The 21,240-nt window shown below is 34.7% G+C and carries 25 protein-coding genes; 5 read left to right on the forward strand and 20 right to left on the reverse strand.

What is annotated here, in order from left to right:
- Positions 1 to 5 precede the first annotated feature (5 nt).
- Genes JC2156_RS05850 through JC2156_RS05860 form a run of 3 tightly spaced genes read right to left on the reverse strand, consistent with a single transcriptional unit; the run spans position 6 to position 1,314 of the window.
- Positions 6 to 824 carry a recombinase RecT gene (locus JC2156_RS05850; RefSeq protein WP_006845711.1) on the reverse strand — a complete coding sequence of 273 codons (819 nt, stop codon included), beginning with the start codon at positions 822 to 824 and terminating at the stop codon, positions 6 to 8.
- 29 nt (positions 825 to 853) lie between these two features.
- Positions 854 to 1,108 (reverse strand): hypothetical protein, encoded by a 255-nt coding sequence (locus JC2156_RS05855; protein WP_006845712.1) that lies wholly within the window; start codon positions 1,106 to 1,108, stop codon positions 854 to 856.
- Positions 1,109 to 1,110: 2 nt separating this feature from the next.
- Entirely contained in the window at positions 1,111 to 1,314 is a 204-nt protein-coding gene (locus tag JC2156_RS05860; RefSeq protein WP_006845713.1) for a hypothetical protein, read from the reverse strand.
- 115 nt (positions 1,315 to 1,429) lie between these two features.
- On the opposite strand from JC2156_RS05860, the gene JC2156_RS05865 reads away from it, so the two are divergent.
- Positions 1,430 to 1,813: a hypothetical protein gene (locus JC2156_RS05865; RefSeq protein ID WP_006845714.1), complete on the forward strand. Its 384-nt coding sequence runs from the start codon at positions 1,430 to 1,432 to the stop codon at positions 1,811 to 1,813.
- Here JC2156_RS05865 and JC2156_RS05870 read toward each other — a convergent pair.
- Genes JC2156_RS05870 through JC2156_RS05880 form a run of 3 tightly spaced genes read right to left on the reverse strand, consistent with a single transcriptional unit; the run spans position 1,781 to position 3,023 of the window.
- Positions 1,781 to 2,005 (reverse strand): hypothetical protein, encoded by a 225-nt coding sequence (locus tag JC2156_RS05870; protein ID WP_038241201.1) that lies wholly within the window; start codon positions 2,003 to 2,005, stop codon positions 1,781 to 1,783. The two genes, JC2156_RS05865 and JC2156_RS05870, sit on opposite strands and share 33 nt — an antisense overlap.
- Positions 2,005 to 2,766: a phage antirepressor gene (locus tag JC2156_RS05875; protein ID WP_006845715.1), complete on the reverse strand. Its 762-nt coding sequence runs from the start codon at positions 2,764 to 2,766 to the stop codon at positions 2,005 to 2,007. The genes JC2156_RS05870 and JC2156_RS05875 overlap by 1 nt, the downstream gene beginning before the upstream one ends.
- Positions 2,767 to 2,777: 11 nt before the next feature.
- Positions 2,778 to 3,023 carry a hypothetical protein gene (locus JC2156_RS05880; RefSeq protein WP_006845716.1) on the reverse strand — a complete coding sequence of 82 codons (246 nt, stop codon included), beginning with the start codon at positions 3,021 to 3,023 and terminating at the stop codon, positions 2,778 to 2,780.
- A gap of 258 nt (positions 3,024 to 3,281) precedes the next feature.
- Here JC2156_RS05880 and JC2156_RS05885 point away from each other — a divergent pair, with 258 nt between their 5' ends.
- The 4 genes from JC2156_RS05885 to JC2156_RS05900 all read left to right on the forward strand — a co-directional run bounded on the left by JC2156_RS05885 (position 3,282) and on the right by JC2156_RS05900 (position 6,099).
- Entirely contained in the window at positions 3,282 to 3,647 is a 366-nt protein-coding gene (locus JC2156_RS05885) for a helix-turn-helix domain-containing protein (RefSeq protein WP_006845717.1), read from the forward strand.
- 3 nt (positions 3,648 to 3,650) lie between these two features.
- Complete coding sequence (locus JC2156_RS05890; protein WP_006845718.1) at positions 3,651 to 4,070, forward strand: hypothetical protein; 420 nt, start codon at positions 3,651 to 3,653, stop codon at positions 4,068 to 4,070.
- A gap of 59 nt (positions 4,071 to 4,129) precedes the next feature.
- Positions 4,130 to 4,876: a DUF5067 domain-containing protein gene (locus tag JC2156_RS05895; RefSeq protein ID WP_006845719.1), complete on the forward strand. Its 747-nt coding sequence runs from the start codon at positions 4,130 to 4,132 to the stop codon at positions 4,874 to 4,876.
- Positions 4,877 to 5,028: 152 nt separating this feature from the next.
- The gene (locus tag JC2156_RS05900) at positions 5,029 to 6,099 is read left to right on the forward strand and encodes a site-specific integrase (protein ID WP_006845720.1); all 1,071 of its coding nucleotides are present in this window, start codon (positions 5,029 to 5,031) and stop codon (positions 6,097 to 6,099) included.
- Positions 6,100 to 6,372: 273 nt separating this feature from the next.
- Here the strand turns inward: JC2156_RS05900 and JC2156_RS05905 are convergent, their stop codons facing one another.
- The 14 genes from JC2156_RS05905 to rpsO form a co-directional block, all read right to left on the reverse strand.
- On the reverse strand, positions 6,373 to 6,618 hold the full coding sequence (locus JC2156_RS05905; protein WP_006845721.1) for a type B 50S ribosomal protein L31: 246 nt from the start codon (positions 6,616 to 6,618) through the stop codon (positions 6,373 to 6,375).
- Between the two features lie 131 nt (positions 6,619 to 6,749).
- Positions 6,750 to 8,585 (reverse strand): translation elongation factor 4, encoded by a 1,836-nt coding sequence (lepA, locus tag JC2156_RS05910; RefSeq protein WP_006845722.1) that lies wholly within the window; start codon positions 8,583 to 8,585, stop codon positions 6,750 to 6,752.
- Positions 8,586 to 8,772: 187 nt separating this feature from the next.
- Complete coding sequence (gene rplS / locus JC2156_RS05915; RefSeq protein WP_006845723.1) at positions 8,773 to 9,129, reverse strand: 50S ribosomal protein L19; 357 nt, start codon at positions 9,127 to 9,129, stop codon at positions 8,773 to 8,775.
- 160 nt (positions 9,130 to 9,289) lie between these two features.
- Positions 9,290 to 9,832: an NADPH-dependent FMN reductase gene (locus JC2156_RS05920; protein ID WP_006845724.1), complete on the reverse strand. Its 543-nt coding sequence runs from the start codon at positions 9,830 to 9,832 to the stop codon at positions 9,290 to 9,292.
- A 133-nt stretch (positions 9,833 to 9,965) separates the two neighbouring features.
- On the reverse strand, positions 9,966 to 10,919 hold the full coding sequence (locus JC2156_RS05925) for a 3'-5' exoribonuclease YhaM family protein (RefSeq protein WP_006845725.1): 954 nt from the start codon (positions 10,917 to 10,919) through the stop codon (positions 9,966 to 9,968).
- Positions 10,912 to 13,239 carry an ATP-binding protein gene (locus JC2156_RS05930; RefSeq protein WP_006845726.1) on the reverse strand — a complete coding sequence of 776 codons (2,328 nt, stop codon included), beginning with the start codon at positions 13,237 to 13,239 and terminating at the stop codon, positions 10,912 to 10,914. Before JC2156_RS05930 ends, JC2156_RS05925 begins: the two co-directional genes overlap by 8 nt.
- Positions 13,229 to 14,437, reverse strand: a complete 1,209-nt coding sequence (locus JC2156_RS05935) for a metallophosphoesterase family protein (RefSeq protein ID WP_006845727.1) — start codon at positions 14,435 to 14,437, stop codon at positions 13,229 to 13,231. The genes JC2156_RS05930 and JC2156_RS05935 overlap by 11 nt, the downstream gene beginning before the upstream one ends.
- Positions 14,438 to 14,533: 96 nt before the next feature.
- Positions 14,534 to 14,872: a YlbF family regulator gene (locus JC2156_RS05940; RefSeq protein WP_006845728.1), complete on the reverse strand. Its 339-nt coding sequence runs from the start codon at positions 14,870 to 14,872 to the stop codon at positions 14,534 to 14,536.
- A 12-nt stretch (positions 14,873 to 14,884) separates the two neighbouring features.
- The gene (locus tag JC2156_RS05945) at positions 14,885 to 17,029 is read right to left on the reverse strand and encodes a transglycosylase domain-containing protein (RefSeq protein ID WP_006845729.1); all 2,145 of its coding nucleotides are present in this window, start codon (positions 17,027 to 17,029) and stop codon (positions 14,885 to 14,887) included.
- A complete protein-coding gene (locus JC2156_RS05950) occupies positions 17,030 to 17,488 on the reverse strand; it encodes an arginine repressor (RefSeq protein ID WP_006845730.1) in 459 nt (152 codons plus the stop codon).
- Positions 17,489 to 17,688: 200 nt separating this feature from the next.
- Entirely contained in the window at positions 17,689 to 19,506 is a 1,818-nt protein-coding gene (locus JC2156_RS05955) for an FtsX-like permease family protein (RefSeq protein WP_006845731.1), read from the reverse strand.
- Positions 19,507 to 19,529: 23 nt separating this feature from the next.
- Positions 19,530 to 20,279 (reverse strand): ABC transporter ATP-binding protein, encoded by a 750-nt coding sequence (locus tag JC2156_RS05960; protein ID WP_006845732.1) that lies wholly within the window; start codon positions 20,277 to 20,279, stop codon positions 19,530 to 19,532.
- Between the two features lie 257 nt (positions 20,280 to 20,536).
- Entirely contained in the window at positions 20,537 to 20,788 is a 252-nt protein-coding gene (rpsT, locus tag JC2156_RS05965) for a 30S ribosomal protein S20 (protein ID WP_006845733.1), read from the reverse strand.
- Positions 20,789 to 20,838: 50 nt separating this feature from the next.
- A complete protein-coding gene (gene rpsO, locus JC2156_RS05970) occupies positions 20,839 to 21,108 on the reverse strand; it encodes a 30S ribosomal protein S15 (protein WP_006845734.1) in 270 nt (89 codons plus the stop codon).
- Positions 21,109 to 21,240 lie beyond the last annotated feature (132 nt).

The raw sequence follows: 21,240 nt of genomic DNA on the forward strand, positions 1-21,240 counted from the left end.
TCTCCTTATTTAAAGAATTCATCTGCTGCTGAAACTGTTTGCTCTTTTGGTGCTTCATTAGTTTCTTTTGCATATTCTTTAATCTCATCAACCATTTCATTTGTATCAATTTGTTGATTTTGATTAGCTTCTTCAACTTTTGGTGTTTCTGTTTCAGGAGTAATATCAATGGGCTTTGCTGTCCCTTCTGAAATATCACCATTCATATCCTCAGAAGCCATTGCACGGGTCATTTCGGACGACTTAGGAGCATACTGTAAGATTGACTTAAGTACAGTCTTTTGAGCCATAGCATCGAAGTCTGTAGACCACGGACCACTTTTGCTTTTAGAAAAACGACTACGATGTTCTTCAACCGCTGACTTAGTCCAATAATCAGCTTTTTTAAATCCATTAATTAATGTAAATTGAGCATAATACCCAACTACTTCTCCGGTTTCATCACCGTCAGTATGAAGTTCTTGGGAATATTTATCCCACCGTGGGTGTTCACCTTCATAAACTTTTACAGTCCCAAATGACTTCATTTGGCCTGAACGCATTGCTAATTGAACTAAACCCTTATACCCTAATTGAAATTGAGCCTGTCCTTTATATGGAACTAAGTAAGCTTCTCCGACAGTTGGTAATAAGCTAAGTCCTAATGCACTAGCTTTGGTCGCTTCTACAACAACTGAAGATAATGATGCATTTTCCAATGCTTTATTTCCCATAACAGATATTGCTACTTCACTTGCGAATGCCGCAGCATTTTTTCCAGCAGTAGTTTCAAACTGTGCTGCTACTTTTTCGCTTTTTAATTGTTTAACTAATTCGTTTGCCATGATAAAATTACTCCTGTATATATTTTTTATTAAGACTGATTAGCTTGGCCGCGATCAGTCTTTTTTTGTGTTTCGGGACGTTGGCTGAAAAAGTTGTACGCCTTTTCAGCTTCAATAACCGGATCAGTTTTCAATCTTCTTGATTGGCTAACTGAAATTGAATGACTTACTGCGGTTCGTTTTTCCAGCCATTCTTGATAATGCTTATCCTGGCGTGCTTCTCGAATGACTTGTGGTGCTTCAGCCAATATCACACCAATTGCTACACATATTGCATAAATCATATTTACAAGATCCCATCTTTAAATTTAATTACTTCACTTCGTAAAAATTTGTTCGGAGCAACTTCATGAACTGCTCTCTTGAATTGTGGTGAATATCGAATTAAATCAAAGCTGTAATATGTTTTTAATCCCAATAATTTAGCAGTTTGTCCGGCATTTAAAATAACAGCATCATCTGGTATAACCACATTTTTTAGCGTAGGCATTACATAGCCTCCTTTAATTAATTTTTATTTTAGTTTGAAGTATTTACATTTATTCATTTTTAAACACCGTTCTGATTTATAATTAATAGATAACATTAAGCAGGAGATATGCCTTATGGATTATTTAGAACTTTATAAATTGATACTCAGTTCTATTTCAGACAATAACGTTTCTAATTTTCAAGAATTAATAAATCTAACAGCAAATGATCCATCGATTCAAAAATATAGAGTTGAAAATAATGACACTAAAACAATTAACCTATTAATTAATGTTTCTAAAAATTTAATTGATGACGGTTATATAAATGGCAAATATATATTGACGAAAAGCGGAACTATATTTTATTTTGACGGACTAGCAACCTTGGGTTATGATTTTCTATCAACCGCTAGCAAACCTGGATTCAAAGAAAAAATAATCCAAGTTCTAAAAGAAGAAGGTGTTCCACTTAATCCTAATTCGCTATCTAAGGTTCTCTTTAAGCTTTTCCTCTGATATGGTAAGTGACTCAGCAAGAAATTTAACAGTAACTTCAACAGGACCACTTGTCTTCATGTCGTATGAAATTCCTATCATTGAGTCAAGCTTCAAGTCATCTATATACAAAGCTTTCTCGGTCTCTACCAATTTAGGAAAATGTGGTAGAGTTTTTTTGTATGTTTCTAACAATCTATTTTCTTCACTCATTACATTACCTCCATATCTAATTCCGTTTGGTCTGCACCTAGAAACTTATTAATAAAGTATTGCTGACCTTTTCCGGTAACTTTAGGTGTTTTCTTGATTACATTTACTCCATCACCATTGATATGAGATGACTCTTTAATCTCAAACAAGCCTTGTTCCATAGAACGTTGAGTTGGTGAGTTATAATCAGCTCCATTTCGGCGAATTAGATAGCCTTTACTACGCAACCATTCAAATAGTCGACGCCCACCCATATCAATCCCATTTTGTTTTAACAGCTTAGCTAGATCGCCAACTAATATTGATGTATTACTTGAAGTAACTGCATCAGCAAATATAGCTTTAGGTTTCATCTCAGCATTCTGTTCTGCTAGATCAGCAGATAAACGTAAAGCTTCTGGTAGAGTTTGCGGAACATTGAACTGTGGTTGCATTTGATATCCACCAGTCTTACGAATAGACGGAAGAACTTCCGATGTAACCCATTTTTTGAATCGTTTGGCTGAATCAAGCTTTGATCCAAAAATTAATGAATAAACACCAGATTCGTTAATTGCTACAACTGTCTGTTCACGACCGATGGAGTCACGAATCGTTACCCCACCTTTTTCTTCATTATCAATGTGGTCAGATAAAGCTTTTCTTGTGTTTTTATATCCCAAAACTTCAGCCACATCTTTACCAACGAAATATGGTTCATTATCTACCGTTACTGTTCGAACGTTTGATTGTTCAAAATTAAATACTTGTACTTCGTTCATTACTTTTCTCCTTAAACCATGACCCAGTTTTCACCGGAATAACCTACATAATTAAAAATTTCATTCAACTTATCAAAGGCCGCACGACCATGTTTCTTTCCATTAATTAATTCTGAAAAGCGTTGATCACTCATACCCACATCTTTGACTAATTGCTTACGGCTATTACTGCGTTGACGATAACCATTCATATTAAGAAATGAACTGAAATCATCAATAGCTTGGTAAATTGTATTTTTTGCTTCTATCATTGGCATCTGTCACGCCTCCTTTTTGTGTAATTTTTCAAGTAATTATTGCAATAAAATTGCACTTAGTATACAATTAATGCATACGAAAAAGAACAAATCAAACCTGCTATATTAACGTTCCCGACCAAAGTTACATTAATCATTGCTTGTTTTTTTGTTGCAATTGTTACTCGATAAATTAAGTATAGCACAGAGTGCACATAAATCAACTTTATTTTTGCACTAATTATACTTTTTAACCAAAAATGCAAAAGGAATGGCTCTATGACAACATTTGAAAGAATTAAAAAAGCTGCGAACTTACGAAAAATGAGTTTAAGAGAAGTAGCTTCTGCTTCTGGAATGAAAAGCGAAACTGCAATATATAGATATAATCAAGGAGTCAATCCTCGTGAATCGACATTGCGTGCTATAGCTGAAGTTCTCAATGTCTCAGTAGACTACCTATTAGGAAACACTGATGAAATGATGCCTAATAAAAAAGCATCTTCCGATCCTACAGAGATTGATTTAGATGCGGCATTAGAAAGTAAAGGTGTCGTTATGCGATTCCAAGGTAAAGAATTATCAGATAAAGCGAAACGAGGTATATTGGATATCATTAAATTAGTAGATGGTGACGAGGATTAATATATGGAACTTGAATTATTGGAAGAAGCAGTTGATAAACTTATTCGTTCTCAAGATATTGAGTTATATTATGCTGAATACGAATTTAACGACCCAGATACTGTCGTAATTCGCGAAAATAAACCAGCAATTATTATAATCAATATTAATTTTGAAACAAATATACCCATCGTTGCCAGAAAAAGCCACGAGTTGTCTCATGTGATTTATGGTAGCGACGAGCCATCTGTTTACAATTTTTCAATTGGACTAAGAAATGAATCTGAAAAAATTGCTAATAAAGGCATGGTTAATATACTGGCCAAGTTAGCGTTTTATGAAACGCCATTAGAATACCGAAGCCCTTATAAATTTATGGAAGCTTTTCACTTCCCTACGTTAAGCTACGAGAAAATGGTTATTGAAGCTATAGAAAATGTTTAATTAAGTTTGTGAACACATGTGCTAAGCATCCACACTAAAAGGCTCTAGGAGTAGGTATTATGGAAAAACAACAAGAAAAGAAAGTATTAGGGATAATCGCAACTGTTTTAGGAGTCATTGCACTACTTCTATCATGGATGCCAATCGTTAATAACTTTGCTGCTGTTTTAGCATTTATTGGTTTCATCTTAGGAATTATTGCACTTATTGTTAATAGAAAGAATAAAAAGACACTATCGATCGTTGGAACAATTTTGTCAGTGATATCTATCATTATCGTTATTGCCACTCAAGGTATGTATACAAAGGCAATTGATAAATCTGAAAACAGCGTTTCAAGTTCGTCATCTAGTGTCGAAAAAGTATCAGATAAATCAGCTTCAGATGATACTTGGACATTCAAAAATAATATTTTTGATGCAGGTAATATGACCTACAAGATAACTAACACAGAAATAACTGATGGGGCTGGAGATCCTGGAACGAAAGTATTAGTTATGTACATGGACGTAACTAATAATTCCGATAAAGAAATGGATCCATCAAATTTGTATATGGTTATGCACGCATATCAAAAGACTGATACCTCTAACGTTAATTTAAATCCAGGTACAGTTGCTCTAAACGATCAGGCTGAAAGTCCAGTACAAACAGAAGAAGATGCAATGAATAACAAGTTATTACCAAAAAAGACAACACAAGTGGTAGCTGTATATCAATTAGAAAATACAAATGATATTAAAGTTGAATTTTCTAATTCAGACTTTAAAACTATTGGAACAAAAATATATAAATTTCAACAATAAATAAAAAACGCATATCCCCAACTCCGCAAAAAGTAAGGATATGCGTTAAAGAAAAAGAAACTAATAATTAGCTCTTTCTGTTATTTATTATAACAGACCTGAGCATGTCTTTAAACTGCTCTTAAAACTATCGAAAGGTTAGGTTTAAATTAATGTCGGTTAGAAAAACTGGTAAAAGTTGGACAGCATTCATGTCTTATAAGGAAGGAGATAAAACAAAGCGTAAATCAAAAGCTGGATTCAGAACAAAAAAAGAAGCTGAATTATTCGAAGCCGAATTTATTTCTGTTCATAAAAACGGAAATACAAACGGTTCTAAATTATCTTTGTTTGTAGATTATTTTGATAATTGGATGGCCAAATATGAACAATCTGGCGTTGCAAGGCAAACTCTCATCACTCACTACACCGCTCAAAAAATAGTTCATGATCGATTGAATACCTACACAGTAGAAGAAATTACCAAGACTGTTTTTCAACGCTTTCTAAACGATTATTCGATTGATCATGCTAAGTCAACAGTTCGAACGTTATCTGTTAACGTGGGTATGGTATTAAAAGATGCCTATTCTGAAGGGCTAATTAAATCTGATCCAACTTTTAGAATTAAATTAAGCGGGTCAGAATCAAAAAGTAAAGAAACTAAATTTTTAGAATTATCTGACTTTAATAATATGATAGACCACATTGAAAAATATCCACTTAATAAATGGTTATTTGCAATTTATACAACTGCTTTATCCGGAATGCGCATAAGCGAAACACTTGCCATTACTTTGAATGATATTGACGAAGAACATCAAATAATAAATGTAACTAAATCTAAAACTGCTCATAGACCTTTTGAATTTGTTAAGCCCAAAACTAATTCATCCATACGTAGAATAGAAATGCCCAATAAATGGTTCATTCAATTAACTCGCTATATCGATGAATGCTCTCCACTAGATGAACATATTTTTGGAGAAACAACAGATACAAAAGTCATTGGCAAAAAATTACAATCATTACTAGAATCCATAGGATCAGCCAAGATCATTTCACCTCATGGGTTAAGACATACTCACGCGTCGGTTTTGATTAGTAATGGTATTGATATTAACTATGTTTCAGCTCGCCTAGGTCATTCAAACGTAACGATAACTCAAAATGTTTATAGTCATTTACTTGATTCACATAGAAAGATCGAATCAGAAAAAACAATGAGTATTTTTGATAAATAACCGATTCCATTATTACTCACTACTATCGTGCATTCTAACGTGCATGTAATTATTAAAAGCCCGCTGTGGCGTGCACAATATCATGCATATTACGTGCATCATTTATTTATGGAGATATTAAAATGGCTAAAAACCGTGCATCTAACGTGCATGATAATTTGGAAAACATTAGAATTAATAATATATTTTTTAAATTATTTTTATTTTTTAAGCAAAGAAAAACCCTGATATACCAACGTATTTGTTGGAACATCAGGGTTATCATAGGCTTAATTAGTTCTTAAGACCATATTTCTTATTAAACTTGTCAACAGCTCCGTCGGCTTGAGTAAACTTAGCCTTACCAGTGTAGAATGGGTGTGAGTCTGATGAAGTTTCAACACGAACCATTGGGTAAGTTGCTCCCTCAAATTCAGCAGTTGCGTCAGTCTTAACAGTTGAACCTGCTAAGAATTGAGCTCCAGTAGTAGTATCAACGAATACAACGTCGCGGTATTCTGGGTGAATTCCTTCTTGCATGATGTTTCTCCTTATAGCCCTGATCCATCTTGGAAACAGAGTCAGATTTATTAACCAAACTATTATAACATATCAGCCTTATGTACAAAAGCCTTATTCATAAGTATCAACAGATCTTTTTATAAATAAATTTAACTTTTGGTACTGTCATCGTCAGTTTTTAAGACTGCCATAAATGCTTCTTGTGGCACGTCCACAGTTCCAACTGACTTCATTCGTGCCTTACCCTTTTTCTGTTTATCCAACAACTTGGCTCTTCGATCTGGGTCACCAGTATGAATTTTAGATGTAACATCTTTTCGATAAGCTTTAATCGTGGAACGCGCAATAATTTTAGAACCGATCGCTGCTTGAACCGGAATTTCAAAATTACGACGCGGAATTAAATCTTTTAACTTTGTCGTAATAAAACGCCCACGCTCCTGTGCAAAATCACGATGCACAATAAAACTCAAAGCATCCACCCTCTCACCATTCAATAAGATATCAATCTTTACCAACTCAGACTTACGATATCCAATTAATTCATAATCTAATGAGGCATATCCACGCGTTGTAGACTTTAATGTATCAAAAAATTCGAAAATAACTTCAGACAACGGTAAGAAATACTTTACGTTAACTCGATTTGCATCTAAGTAATCCATCGTATCGAATTCGCCTCGTTTTCGCTGAGCCAAATCCATAACTGATCCAACATATTCATTTGGTACCATGATTTGGGCATGAACAAACGGTTCTTCAATATATTCGATTTCACCAGCATCTGGCAATTCAGATGGATTTGCAACCTCCACCATCGTACCATTTTTAAAAAATGCATGGTACGTTACAGCAGGGGCGGTTGTGATCAAATCTAAATCAAATTCACGTTCCAAACGTTCTTGAATAACGTCCATATGTAACATTCCCAAGAAACCAGTTCTAAAGCCAAATCCTAAAGCCTGGGATGTTTCAGGTTCAAATTCAAGAGATGCATCGTTTAATTGCAGTTTTTCTAAAGCCTCACGTAAATAATTATATTTAGAATTATCAGAAGGATATAGTCCGGAATAAACCATTGGTGTCATTGGTTTATATCCATCAAGTGGTTCATCAGCTCCATTATCTACAGTAGTAATTGTATCTCCTGGCCGAGCATCTTTAATACTTTTAATCGAAGCTGCCACATAACCAATATCTCCCGCCATCAAAAATTCACGTTTAATTGCGTGAGGTGAATTTACACCAACTTCGGTTACTTCATATTCAGCCCCAGAGTTCATAAATTTGATTTTATCCCCTGGTTTAACTACTCCATCTTTAACACGAACTGTTAAAATGACACCTTTATAAGCATCATATGTTGAATCAAAAATTAAAGCTTTTAAGGGTGCTTCAATTTCACCACCAGGAGCTGGTAATTTGTTGACAATTTGCTCCAACAATTCAGGAATTCCAATTCCTTTCTTAGCAGAAGCTAAAACTGCTTCAGATGCATCTAATCCAATTACATCTTCAATTTCTTGACGAACTCGTTCTGGATCAGCAGCTGGCAAATCAATTTTATTAATCAGTGGCAAAACTTCTAAATCATTATCCATTGCTAAATATACATTTGCCAATGTTTGAGCTTCAACTCCTTGAGCAGCATCAACCACTAAAATCGCTCCGTCAGCGGCAGCTAGTGATCTTGAAACCTCATAAGAAAAATCAACATGGCCTGGAGTATCAACAAGATGGAATATATATATTTCTCCATCATTAGCTTGATAATGTACTTCCACTGCATTCATTTTAATTGTAATTCCACGTTCACGTTCTAAGTCCATGGTATCCAATAATTGGGATTGCATGTCTCTTGATGCAACTGTATGAGTTGCCTCTAAAATCCGATCAGATATTGTGGATTTCCCGTGGTCAATGTGCGCAACAATACTAAAATTACGAATATGACTTTGGCGCGCTTGCATTTCTTCTAAATCCATTATTTTAATGCGCTCCTTTATGTTTTAATGTTTCCCTTATTATACTAAACCATTTGTAAAACTGCACTGATCTTTCCGATATTATCTCCAAATAGCTCACTAACTTTTCATAAAATCCACATATTATTGATTATAAAAAAAGAAAAGCCGCCCAAAAGGGTGGCTTTTCTTAAGCTGCTGTTTTAAATTAACCGCGACGGGCTTCCTTAATACGAGCTGCTTTACCGTGCAAAGCACGCAAGTAGTACAACTTGGCACGACGAACGCGACCATGACGTACAACTTCAATCTTATCAACACGTGGTGAATGTAATGGGAATGTACGTTCCACACCAACACCACTTGAAATCTTACGTACAGTATAAGTAGCTTGAATTCCAGCTCCCTTACGCTTGATTACAACACCTTCGAACAATTGGATACGCTCGCGTGATCCTTCGACGATACGTGCGTAAACCTTAACTGTATCTCCGGCACGGAAATCAGGCAAGTCTGAACGTAATTGTGACTCAGTTAACTTTTCTAACAATGCATTTTGACGCATATCAAATCTCCCAATCGACATTCATTAATCATCCGACCAGCGGAATATCGTTAATATGGTTTTTTAAACCATTGATAACTATAACAATAACTTAATAAGATTTCAAGTCAAAACATAATAATATTTAAAAGACACTTAGTTCTCAAAAAAATATTATAAATTAATTATTTTTAACAAATGTATCAAATTGGCTTGCTACACCGGCTAAGAACTTTTTTGTATCCTCGTTGGTAATATTACCCTCGTCGTCACTTAAGCTCGCAGTATTTCCAATATACATCTCTGGTTGTGTCATGATTTTCATGTTTAAAAATTCAATTGTTTGTCGTAAGGTATGATTAGCTAAAGCTCCACCAATTCCAGAAATTGATTGAGAAACAGGTAATACTGCCTTACCATCCCAAACACTTTCTCCCCAAGGACGTGATGCAATATCAAGAGCATTCTTCAAAACAGCAGGTAACCCTCGATTATACTCAGGTGTAACCATGATGAAGGCATCTTGAGCTGCCACTTGTGCTCTAAACTCTGTAAAGCTAGCTGGTGAATCAGCATCAAAATCTTGATTATAAAATGGTAAATTCCCGATTTCTAAATAAGTTACTTCAGCATCAGCTGGTAACCCTTTTACTAAACCATGTGCCACTCCTGCAGAAAATGAATGTTCACGTAATGAACCAATTAATACCCCATATTTAGCCATTTCAAAAGTCCCCATTTCGATTAATTTTTATTTAAAGCTAAAATTGCTACAAAGCTGATTAGAACACCATTGCAACCGTTTAACTTATTGAATTAATCATAGCATTCAACTTACAAAAAGTAAATATAGTTTTTTAATTTCCCATCGGACGATAAATTGAACGATTATCCAAGGCCCAGTTTCTTCCCGAAAATTCTCCTGGATTAGTATCATCCAAGGCATTCGTAAAGCTTTGAAGATTAGCATCCAACTCATCCAACTGATGCAAAACATTAGCTTCTTGAACTAGTGGTCGAACTGGTGATCCATACTCCAATTGACCATGATGTGCTAGCACCACATGCCGTAACAGTACTAAATCTTCACTAAATAGATCTAATTTTAATTCTTGGGCGGCAAGTACAATTTGTTCATCGATTAAAACAATATGGCCAATTAAATTACCTGGCACTGTGTACGTAGTTGCAATCGGTCCTGAGAGTTCAATAACTTTTCCCAGATCATGCAGCAACGCCCCAGCTAATAATAAGCTTTCGTCAATTTGTTCATATTGTTTTGCCACACTTTGAGCAAGACGAGCGATAGAGAGTGTATGATAGCCTAGCCCTCCAGCAAACGCGTGATGATTTGATTTTGCTGCTGGATAAGCAAAAAACTGTTCATGATATTGATTCAATAGGAATCTTACAATTCGTTGCCAAGTGGGGTTAATAATCTTAAAGATTATAGTATTAACCTCTTCTTCCATCTCTGCCGCTTTCATGGGACCACTAGGTACAAAGTCAGCTACGTTTTGAGGTTCACCGACTTGTGCTGGCCGTATTTCTAAGAATTTTAATTGAGGTTTATCCCGATAAGATTGTCGAATTCCTTTAACAAAAACAACTTGTCCAGCTTCTAATGCTTTAAATTCCGCTTCATTAGAATCCCATTTCATCCCTGAAATTTCCATTGATCGATCAGCAATAGTAATTGCTAAATATGGTTTGCCACTATTTGTAACCCTTGAATCGATTTGTTTTAATAAAGCAAACATTTGAATATTTTCGTCCAATTGATAATCTTTTAATTGTTTTTGTTCATTCATAGTCCTCACCCCGTTCCGGATTTGATAAATTTATAATATTATTTTCTTTAATTTGATGAGCCGTAAAATAAATTACTTGATACCCATCAACTACAAACTGTTTTAATATTTTAATTAAATTAGCCCGCCGTTTAGCATCAAAATCAACAAAAGCATCATCTATTAGAATTGGAAACTTTGCTGTTGAGTCCATTTGCTGAATAAAGGCCAAACGTAATGCTACATAAATCTGTTCTGCTGTTCCCTTAGATAAATCAATTAAATTAAATAGTTCACCTTTTGCATTTTTTGCACGAATAAGCGTTTTCGTGTATTTAAGCTCAATATAGCGTCCTTCCGTCAAAGACTGTAAATATTCACTAGCTTGCTTCATTAACTGCGGTAACCGTTCCCCAATTGTTTGATTTAATATAGATTGAACCCATTGACTTAGTACTTTATCAACAAAATATTGTTGTAGATCTTCAAAAACCCGTGTTCGTTCGTCAGCTAATTGTTGGCTCAAATATTCTAAACTATCATCTTTTTTAATTTGTCCCCATTGATATTCCAATTGTGTCAAAGACGCTTGTTGTTGATTAATTTCATGTAGCATTTTTTGTTGATCTCTAATGCGTTGGTCATCATCCGGAAGCCCTTCTAGTGACTGTCTATCAATGTCCTTCAGTTGCTCATTCAATAATCTTTGTTTTTCTAATAATTCTTTGGTTTGTTGATCCTCAATTTGCCGTTGTTCAAATTCTGACCAAGACTGTAAGCCGAGTTTTTTCAATAATGATTGCATAGTAGCTTGTTGCTTCAATCTTTTAGACTGTTCTTGATCAAAATGCTGTTGCTTTAATTTAAGTTCTGACAATTTCAAACGCCGCTGATTATGATTATCATCTTGTCCAAGCCATGCTAAAGCTTGATCCAATGGTATGATTTGTCCTTGTATATCTTGTAGTTTTCCCTGATCAGTTGCAATGTTATCTTTGAGAATCATTTGTTCTCTGGCATCACCTTGTACTAAATCAACCATCTCTGGCTTCCAATGTTGATATTCAGAATCAATCTCAACTAAATCAAAATTGGGTACAGAAACGCTTTGTACATGTCCATATTGCCATACAATTAATCCTAATCCAACAATTATAAAAATGCTTGCACCACTAATTTGTTTTAGTAACAAAAGTAAAATACCCAAAATAACAAAAATAATTCCTCCTAGCATCATGGGCTTTAAGAATGGTTCATTACTAATAGATTGGGATGCCTGAAACGCACTTAATTGCTCAGTACTCAAAGGCTTAGGTAAGTTGTCAACCTGCCACTTACTTCGCAACATTTGTAATTGTTGCTCATCATCTTGCAGATTCTTTTCAAGTTGTTGCTTTTTAGAAGATATATGCTCTAATAATTCCAAATTACGATCAGCTTGATCCAATTGACTTTTAATTATTGAAGGCGTTTCGGAATGCCCATCCGTATGGATTTGAAAATTTAAAGCTGTAATTTTCCGTGATAATTCTGGTTCCATCATTTGTTGTCGATTTGATAACTGATCATCCAACTGTTGCAATTGTTGTAAGGCGGGACGATACGCAGCTAAATCACTTTGATTTGCAGCCCGTTTTTGTTGCATTTTTTGTTGTTCCTGTAGGGCATTCAAATTTTGTCGTCGTTGATTTAATTCTTGTTCCAATTCTAATAAATTAGGACTTTGAGTCAACCGCTGCTGATATTGTTGTTCAAGCTGATTTAAGTGGGATAAAGCCTGATTAATCGGACGCTTAGCCGTTTTGGTACGTCCCATTTGCAAAGCCGCCGTCTTATCTAAATCTGTCGCAACTTGCATCCATTCTTCGGCTCCAGGTGTAGCAATACTTCTTAAATGATCATTAAAAGAATCAGGGCGCAAATTAAAAATTGCCAATAACGCCTCTTGATCAAAACTATAAATGGCATTAAATAATTCAGACGTTAAAGGCACCAATATTTCCTGTAGTTTTTTCTCGGGATTGTCATATTCTTTTTCGCTATCTAAATCAGTTAATGTCAATTTTGATTCCGTTCGGCCTATACGAGTTATTCGATAATCTTGGTTATGAACATTGATCGTTAAATTTCCACCATAAGTTCCCCCTACCAAATTTTCAAAAGTTTTTTTCTTGCTCCCTCGTGCAGTTGGAAAACCAAATAAGACGCCACTAATAAATTGATGCAAAGTAGTTTTTCCGGCCTCATTTAATCCATAAACCACTTGAAAATCGTTTTCAAAATCAAAATTGATCTGTTGGAATTGTCCAAAGCTGTTAATTTGCGCTTGTTTAATCCACATCCTGCACACCTCCTTGGATCTTTTTTAATTTTAACTGAATCTTATCTTTGATTTCAGTCAGATTATCTGGATCTATCAACAATTCAAAAACAGTCGAGTTATCAACTAAATTTAATCCCATTTCAACTAAATGGTCTACTGTAACCAATTTATCTAACTCTTTTAAATTGCGATCTGCTGATAATTCTGGCATCGTCATCATTAATTGTTGAGCTTTAGTATCCAATTTATAAATATACATTTGATCATCTGGTTGGAATTTACTTTTAAGTTGCTGGTAAAAGGCATTTGAATTCACCATTTGAAGTTGTTTTTGATTATCAACTGTTAATTTTAATTGAATTAACAAAAAAACATGTTTCTGTGGTTCAATTGTACTTTTCACTAATTCAATCAAACTCGATGCTTGTATTTCTTGATCCGCTTCTATTTTTAAATTAATTGTCTGCCATACAATTGGAGCACTTGATACAAAAGTTGGCTGCAATTGATGATTTTCATCACTTTGCACTAAATAAAAACCTTTTAGGCCATCTTCCTTATGGTTTAAGCCCTGCAAGCTACCTGAATAGCCAATAAAAGGTTTTTCTTGCAAGGTTTGACGAACATGAATATGTCCCAAAGCCCAATATTGATAATGTTTGGCATTTAAATCACTAATTTTAAAAGGTGCATAGTCATCCCTACCAACTGTTCCTAATGCTCCATGATACATTCCAATATGATAATCTTCAGTCTGCTTCATTGGGAAATCATCCGTCATATTTTCATTAATATGACGAGCATTGTAACTAAAACCAGAAACAGCAATTTGTTCATTTTGATTTGTATTAAAAAGCAATGTTTCAACGCTAGTTCCTAGGATATGAACATTTTTCGGAAATAAGGGTGTATCTTCAACTGATTTTATAAAATCATGATTTCCATAGCTTAATACAACTGGGATACTTTTTTCGTGCAACCGTTCAAATTGTTCCATCAAAAATAATTGAATTCGTGGATTTAATTCATTGGTATTATAAACATCCCCAGGTAGTAAAACCAAATCAACTTTTTCTTGTAACGCCATATCAATTAAATGACGGAAAGCATCTAATGTTGCCCGCTGTAATTTTTCAACCAACCAATTAGGAATATCGCTTAATCCAATAAACGCATTTCCTAAGTGTACATCTCCTGCATGAATAAATTTAACCATTGTTTATATACTTTATTTATACTTTCTAAAAATATTTTTGGTAATAAAAAGGAGGAATGTTCTCACAACCTCCCCCCTTTTTTGACATTTAATAATTTACTTGTATAGTTCTGCGATTGGCTTAGTTACAATTTCATTAACCTCTTGCAACAAGTTATTCATTGCTCCTTCAGCAGCCATCAACTTCTTCAATACATCTGATGTATCCATATCAGCAGCCACAGCTTGCCAGCTTTTGATTTGGTCTTCACTAGGCTCTGTACCACCTTGAATGGCAGCTTGCATTGTTTGTTGTTCTGCTTGGAATCGCTTAAAGATTGCTTCAGCTTCCTTATCAGCGTGCATTTCATTTAATGCTACTTGTAATGCAGTATATTGTTCTGTTTTAACCAAATCACTGGCAACAGCGTTGACATTATCATAAATATTAATCATTATGTTTCTCCCTTAAAATCCTAAGTTATTTCTTAATCCATTCCAAACCGTTTCAGCACCTTTTTTAATTGTACTTCCGGTCTCTTTCAATCCTGATGTAATGTTACCAGTAATACCACTAATATTATCAGAAATTTGGCTATTTGTACCATTAAAATTCAAACTATCATTCGCAATTTGTGTTCGGATACTTTTAACCTTAAATGAAGTTTGTGCTGTATTCGGAATAATTTGCTCCAACGAACGTTTCATCAATGGCCCAGCCGTTTGATCTAAGCTTGAAGGTATCACTGATCCATTATCGTTTCCTGTCCAAGTTACATTAACAATATCTGGTGTATATGCAACCGCCCAGGAATCAGTGGCTTCGCTAGTCGTATTATCGCTATCAGTTTTACTACTAAACTCAGTCGTCCCAGTCTTACCTGCCACTTGATACCCACTTGGATCAGCAGCTACACCGGTTCCATTTGTATAAACACCCATCAACATACTGGTCATTTCATTCGTTACCTTAGTTGACCAGAGACGAGTTTTCTTAGGCTTCACCGTATTGACTAGCACACGTCCACTGGCATCTTCAATTTTGGTAATAAAATGTGAGTCTGACATAGTTCCGCCATTAGCAAAACTTGTATAGGCCTGAGCTAATTGTAATGGTGACACTCCCTTGCTCATACCACCAATAGTCATCGCATAATTCTTATCATCCTTCGTCAAAGGTAGTCCGGCCTTAATTCCAGCCTTATATGAGGTATCAATACCGATCTTCTCACTCAACCAAACCGCCGGAATATTATATGATTTTTCCAAAGCTTCATACATTGGCACATCTTCAGTTGTGATATTAGAAGCATTATGCGGTGAGTACTTATTTGTACCAAAAGTCATCTCATGATTTGGCAACATTGAATCATAAGAATAACCACGGCTCAATGCTGGAGCATAATCTACAATTGGTTTAATTGTTGAACCAGGCTGCCGTTTCATTTGTGTTGCACGGTTAAATCCACGGAATTCATGTGCTCCACGTCCACCAATTACCGCTCTAACACCTCCAGTTTGTGCATTTAGCACTACTGTAGCCGCTTGTGAACCCACACCAATTGGGTTCAAATATGAATTAGCATAATCATTTTGTAAATTGGTCTGATCATCTTGATTCATATTTGTATAAATTTTATAACCATTTTGCATAATATCTTGTTCTTTTAAGTGATATTTATTAATCGCTTCATCAATTACAGAATCAAAATAGTATGGATATTCATAATTAGTACTAGTAACTTGATAATCATCAGCCCCAATACTTGTCTGCATCAAATTCGTAGCAGTTGCTTGATCCATTTTTTTATTATTCACCATGTTTTGTAAAACTTGATCTCTACGATTTTTAGCGGCTTCAGGATGCTCTAATGGATCATAGCCATTCGGTGATTGAAGCATTCCTGCCAACATAGCCGCTTGTTTCTCATTCAATTGACTAGCATTGATACCAAAGTATTTTTGAGATGCATCTTGAACTCCCCAAACTCCTTCACCAAAATAGGCATTATTTAAATACATTGCCAAAATATCATTTTTAGAATAGACATTTTCAACCTGAACTGCAAGAAATAATTCCCGTATTTTCCGCGTTATATTTTGATTTTGAGTCAGGAAAGCGTTCTTAACTAATTGTTGGGTAATCGTTGAACCACCAGACAAGGCACCAGAACTTGAAAAAGTAATTTTGTGCCAAATGATTTTCAAGGCAGCACGCGAAAGTCCCGTAACCGAAAAACCATATTCATGATAAAAATTACGATCTTCTGTAGATAAAACCGCAGTAGTCATATTCGAAGAAATACTTTTGTAGGATACAAAAGTTCCTTTACCACCAGCTAATGACCCCGCCTTATTTCCACTAGCATCATAAATTTCAGTTGTACTCTTTAAACGCGTTTTCAAATTCGAAACATCTGTTGTTTTAGCCTCAAAGGTCCCCATGATACTAATAACAAAAAACAGGCTTAAAAAAGCCACAATAATCCATCGATTAATTTGGAAACGGTACCAGACCGGCCCCAGCGTTTTATCCCAACGATGATTCAGATGGCTAAAACGTTCCTGAAACCAGTTATGTATTTTTTTAATTCTTTCTAAAAAATTATTCATTTATTCAATCCATGTTATCAATTTATTAATCAAACTATCTGATGCTGCTTTAGATTTGCATAATACATGAATGGTATCATGTCCTGCAATCGTTGAAACAACTTCATCAATTTGATTTGCATCGATCAAGGCTGCTAAGCGATTTCCACTCCCGGGCGTTGTTTTGACCGAAATAATAAATTCAACTTGTGTAGCTCCGGTTGCCATCGTCTTAACTCCCTCGATAACTAAGTTAGGCGTTGTCTCTACATTTTCTAGTAAGACTTGATATCTATTTTGTCCGTGCTTATCAGCTCGCCGTACGACCCTCAACTCTTTAATATCCCGAGAAATCGTGGCCTGAGTTACCTCATAGCCCATTCGTTCCAAAGCTTTCATTAAATCTTCTTGTGAATCGATCACTTGATGGTTCAAAATATCTAAAATCAATGCTTGCCGTGCTTTCTTCTTTAAGGCCATGAGAATCTCCTCTACACTTTAATTCAGCTACGCTTAACATTATATCGCTTTATCATATTTCCACGAAATTATTTTTTCTAAATATATCATATCATTCATATATTGAAGCACAAAAATATTGGTGATTAAAAAATGGTATGAAAGATACCTTAAAATGGCCTTTAACCATCTAAGTAATTCTCATACCATTTTACACTTATTTACTTCGTTAAATCACCCTTTAATACTAATTTTTGGTACATAACTACTGTAATTAAGTAATATATCATATAAAAAAGTCCCATAATGACAATCGGAATCCAAATTTGATGATACGGACGAGTCATCATCATCTTAAACATTTGTAATCCAAATAAAACATGAATTAACCCTACACCAGCTGGAATCGCAAACAGCCAACCTAATTCTTGCGCGATCGATTTTTTAATAACCTTTTTTTGCGTTCCAATTTTAAGAAGCATTTGATAACGACGTCGATCATCTTGCGCCCCAGATAGAATCTTAAACATCAAGGTACTTGCCATCATGGCTAAGAATGCACTCCCTAAGAAGAAGCCCATAAATTCTAACCCTTTAGCCATCTCGCCTATTTCTTGTTCCCCTTTATAGCGACTTAGATATTGTTCACCATTTAAGTTATTATGTTTAATTTCCAGCTGGTCTAACTTATCCCATATCTTCGAATATTGATGAAAATCATTTGTTTTAACAACTGTAGTAACTTGAACTGGTTCCTTAATTGTGTTGAATTCATTTTTAGTCAAAGTTTCAACCGATTTCAACTTAGATAAATCAGGATTCATAAAATATGGATACAAATCGTTTAAAACCATTTGCCATGTGTTTGATAATTTTTTGACTTTTAAATCTGTCTTTTCAGGTACAAAATTTTTACCATCCATTCTAATTTTTGGCACATGTAAAGCTAAATCATCATCTAAATAATATACTTTTTCGCCCATAACTTTATATTGATAATTAGTCATTTCAGACTGCATATCACTATTTTTTATCAAATTTTGCTCCTCTTTACTTGCGTTATGTAAAACAGCATCATAATAATAATTACGATCATTTACAATTGCCAAATTACTCTTAAAACCCAATCCAACTGTTAGACTTCCCAACGCCATCGCTAGTAAAATCGTTACTACCGCTAACATTCTCGCATATTGACCCATCCGAAAGTCAATTTGACTTAATGTAAATGTCTTTAATTGTTTTGAAATAGTTTGTGGTCGTGCTTTGATCCAATTAATAATTTGCGTAACCACAACAAGATAAACAAAATAAGTTCCAGCTGGAATTGTAATCAAACCTGTAATAATTACATTTAATTGCATTTTGCCATTACCAACTTGGTATAACGCATAATATCCAATTGCCAACAATCCTATTGATAAGATAAATAAAGTGAATCTTTGAGGAGCTTTAATTCTAACCCGCTTAACCCGCTTTTCACCTTTTAATAAGTCAATAACTTTTGTTTTTCCCAAAATTAATCCATTAAAAATTGCTCCTAAGATAAATAAAATAATAAAGAAAATTACTGTAAAACTAAAAGCTTGTCCACTCCATATTTGAAAATGTGGAGCCTTGAAATCTAAAATTTGAATCAATAGATGGCTAACCAATCCAGTTAATCCAATTCCAAATCCAATTCCAGTCAACAGTGATAATAATCCAACTGAGAATGTTTCACCAAACATAATTTGAATGACTTTGCTTTTTTTAGCACCAAGCATAATATACATTCCAAATTCGCGTTGGCGCATCGTTAATAAGAACGAATTAGCATACATTAAATAAAAAATTGTAATCATCCCTAATAAAACGGATCCTAATTGAAAAATAGTTGGCAAAACACTAAGCGAAGAGCTGGAATGAATAAATGATTTATTAGTCGCAACCGCTTCAAACATATAAAATATTGCCACCGTCAAAACTAATCCTGAGAATAAAACAATATAATCACGAGCTCTTTTTTGAATCCCTGATAAAGATAATTTTAGTAACATTTTTACAAACTCCTAATTCAATCTTATTGTAATTGTGAGACAACCTTTAAAACATCTTGATAAAATGATTCATTTGATTCTTCTTGACCCTTAACTAATTCTTGATAAACTTGACCGTCTTGAATAAATAGAACCCGATTGGCGTAGCTGGCACTCATAGCATCATGTGTCACCATCAAAATCGAAACATCCTGTTGCTGATTCATTTCTTGCATCGTATCTAGAAGACTATGAGCATTTTTTGAATCTAAAGCCCCAGTAGGCTCATCACCCAAGATAATGGATGGATTATGAACTAAAGCCCGTGCAGCAGCAGTTCGTTGTTTTTGTCCTCCAGAAATTTCTTCTGGATAACTAGATAACAAATTTTCAATCCGTAATAACTTAGCAACGTGTTGAACCGCTACCTTAATCTTACCAGCTGAGGTTCCTTGTAGAGATAACGGTAATGCAATATTTTCTGCCACTGTTAAATTCTCCAATAAATTAAACTCTTGAAAAATAAAACCAATTTTTTGTGAACGGAATTGAGCTAACTTATGACCTGATAAATTAGCGATAGATTCACCATCAATGACAATTTCACCAGATGTTGGCGTATCTAAGGTTGATATTGAATTCAACAGAGTTGACTTTCCTGATCCTGAAGCACCCATTATAGCGATGAATTCACCTTTCTCCATCGAGAAACTTAAATTTTTTAAAGCCTCATATGACTTTTCACCCTTTTTACCATAAATCTTGGAAACATTTTTAACATTTAAAATATTCATTTTTAGACTCCTCTAATATTGTTTTTTAAATAACGCTATATGTCGTATAATATATCACCTCTATATACTATATACGGTATGATATTATGTCAACCCCTTATTATCTTTTAGTTTGGCGTTAATCTTTAATATTAGACTTTAAAGGAGTAATTTATATTATCGCTATACAAAAAAAGACTGGAATAATTTCATTCCAGTCTTTTTGATAAAATTTAGATAAAAAACACCAACTAGCAAAAGCTAGTTGGCATTAATTATTATTTAAGCAAAGCAGCCAAACGTGACTTATCACGAGCAGCCTTGTTCTTTGCAATCAAACCCTTTGAAACAGCACGGTCAAGTGCTGATGAAGCATTTACATATAATTCTTGTAAATTGTCAGATCCAGCTTCAACAGCTTTACGGAACTTCTTCACTTCAGTACGGTATGCTGAACTTTGGGCGATATTACGCTCGCGTTGTACTTTGTTCAAACGAGCACGCTTAATTGAACCTTCAATAATTGGCATGTCTATTCTCCTTTGATGATTTATGTCCTACTATATTTACGCGCTAAAAATTAACGACGCAAACCAAGCTTAGCGATTAAGTCACGGTAACGAGATACGTCATTGTTACGTAAGTAACGTAACAAATTACGACGGCGACCGATCTTCTTCATCAATCCACGTTGTGAATGGAAATCATGCTTGTGTTCAGACATATGCCCGTTCAATGAGTTGATGTCAGCAGTTAAAACTGCAACTTGTACTTCAACTGAACCAGTATCACCTTCGTGACGTGCGAACTCCTTCATGATTTCTGTCTTTTTTTCTGCAGAAATTGCCATTGGAATTTTCCACCTTTCATAAATAAAATGTCACCCTATTCTACGTAATCCGACGGTGATCCGGGAAAACGGAGAATAAGGTCGTGTGCTAAATTGCACTTAATTATTGTATCTTATCGTGTCATAAATAGC

The organism is Weissella koreensis KCTC 3621 (assembly GCF_000277645.1).

What these genes read in the sequence shown, in the direction of transcription:
- JC2156_RS05850 (WP_006845711.1), bottom strand. Translation starts at nt 824, where the DNA reads ATGGCAAACGAATTAGTTAAACAATTAAAAAGCGAAAAAGTAGCAGCA.
- JC2156_RS05855 (WP_006845712.1), bottom strand. Translation starts at nt 1,108, where the DNA reads ATGATTTATGCAATATGTGTAGCAATTGGTGTGATATTGGCTGAAGCA.
- JC2156_RS05860 (WP_006845713.1), bottom strand. Translation starts at nt 1,314, where the DNA reads ATGCCTACGCTAAAAAATGTGGTTATACCAGATGATGCTGTTATTTTA.
- JC2156_RS05865 (WP_006845714.1), top strand. Translation starts at nt 1,430, where the DNA reads ATGGATTATTTAGAACTTTATAAATTGATACTCAGTTCTATTTCAGAC.
- JC2156_RS05870 (WP_038241201.1), bottom strand. Translation starts at nt 2,005, where the DNA reads ATGAGTGAAGAAAATAGATTGTTAGAAACATACAAAAAAACTCTACCA.
- JC2156_RS05875 (WP_006845715.1), bottom strand. Translation starts at nt 2,766, where the DNA reads ATGAACGAAGTACAAGTATTTAATTTTGAACAATCAAACGTTCGAACA.
- JC2156_RS05880 (WP_006845716.1), bottom strand. Translation starts at nt 3,023, where the DNA reads ATGCCAATGATAGAAGCAAAAAATACAATTTACCAAGCTATTGATGAT.
- JC2156_RS05885 (WP_006845717.1), top strand. Translation starts at nt 3,282, where the DNA reads ATGACAACATTTGAAAGAATTAAAAAAGCTGCGAACTTACGAAAAATG.
- JC2156_RS05890 (WP_006845718.1), top strand. Translation starts at nt 3,651, where the DNA reads ATGGAACTTGAATTATTGGAAGAAGCAGTTGATAAACTTATTCGTTCT.
- JC2156_RS05895 (WP_006845719.1), top strand. Translation starts at nt 4,130, where the DNA reads ATGGAAAAACAACAAGAAAAGAAAGTATTAGGGATAATCGCAACTGTT.
- JC2156_RS05900 (WP_006845720.1), top strand. Translation starts at nt 5,029, where the DNA reads ATGTCGGTTAGAAAAACTGGTAAAAGTTGGACAGCATTCATGTCTTAT.
- JC2156_RS05905 (WP_006845721.1), bottom strand. Translation starts at nt 6,618, where the DNA reads ATGCAAGAAGGAATTCACCCAGAATACCGCGACGTTGTATTCGTTGAT.
- lepA (WP_006845722.1), bottom strand. Translation starts at nt 8,585, where the DNA reads ATGGATTTAGAAGAAATGCAAGCGCGCCAAAGTCATATTCGTAATTTT.
- rplS (WP_006845723.1), bottom strand. Translation starts at nt 9,129, where the DNA reads ATGCGTCAAAATGCATTGTTAGAAAAGTTAACTGAGTCACAATTACGT.
- JC2156_RS05920 (WP_006845724.1), bottom strand. Translation starts at nt 9,832, where the DNA reads ATGGCTAAATATGGGGTATTAATTGGTTCATTACGTGAACATTCATTT.
- JC2156_RS05925 (WP_006845725.1), bottom strand. Translation starts at nt 10,919, where the DNA reads ATGAATGAACAAAAACAATTAAAAGATTATCAATTGGACGAAAATATT.
- JC2156_RS05930 (WP_006845726.1), bottom strand. Translation starts at nt 13,239, where the DNA reads ATGTGGATTAAACAAGCGCAAATTAACAGCTTTGGACAATTCCAACAG.
- JC2156_RS05935 (WP_006845727.1), bottom strand. Translation starts at nt 14,437, where the DNA reads ATGGTTAAATTTATTCATGCAGGAGATGTACACTTAGGAAATGCGTTT.
- JC2156_RS05940 (WP_006845728.1), bottom strand. Translation starts at nt 14,872, where the DNA reads ATGATTAATATTTATGATAATGTCAACGCTGTTGCCAGTGATTTGGTT.
- JC2156_RS05945 (WP_006845729.1), bottom strand. Translation starts at nt 17,029, where the DNA reads ATGAATAATTTTTTAGAAAGAATTAAAAAAATACATAACTGGTTTCAG.
- JC2156_RS05950 (WP_006845730.1), bottom strand. Translation starts at nt 17,488, where the DNA reads ATGGCCTTAAAGAAGAAAGCACGGCAAGCATTGATTTTAGATATTTTG.
- JC2156_RS05955 (WP_006845731.1), bottom strand. Translation starts at nt 19,506, where the DNA reads ATGTTACTAAAATTATCTTTATCAGGGATTCAAAAAAGAGCTCGTGAT.
- JC2156_RS05960 (WP_006845732.1), bottom strand. Translation starts at nt 20,279, where the DNA reads ATGAATATTTTAAATGTTAAAAATGTTTCCAAGATTTATGGTAAAAAG.
- rpsT (WP_006845733.1), bottom strand. Translation starts at nt 20,788, where the DNA reads ATGCCAATTATTGAAGGTTCAATTAAGCGTGCTCGTTTGAACAAAGTA.
- rpsO (WP_006845734.1), bottom strand. Translation starts at nt 21,108, where the DNA reads ATGGCAATTTCTGCAGAAAAAAAGACAGAAATCATGAAGGAGTTCGCA.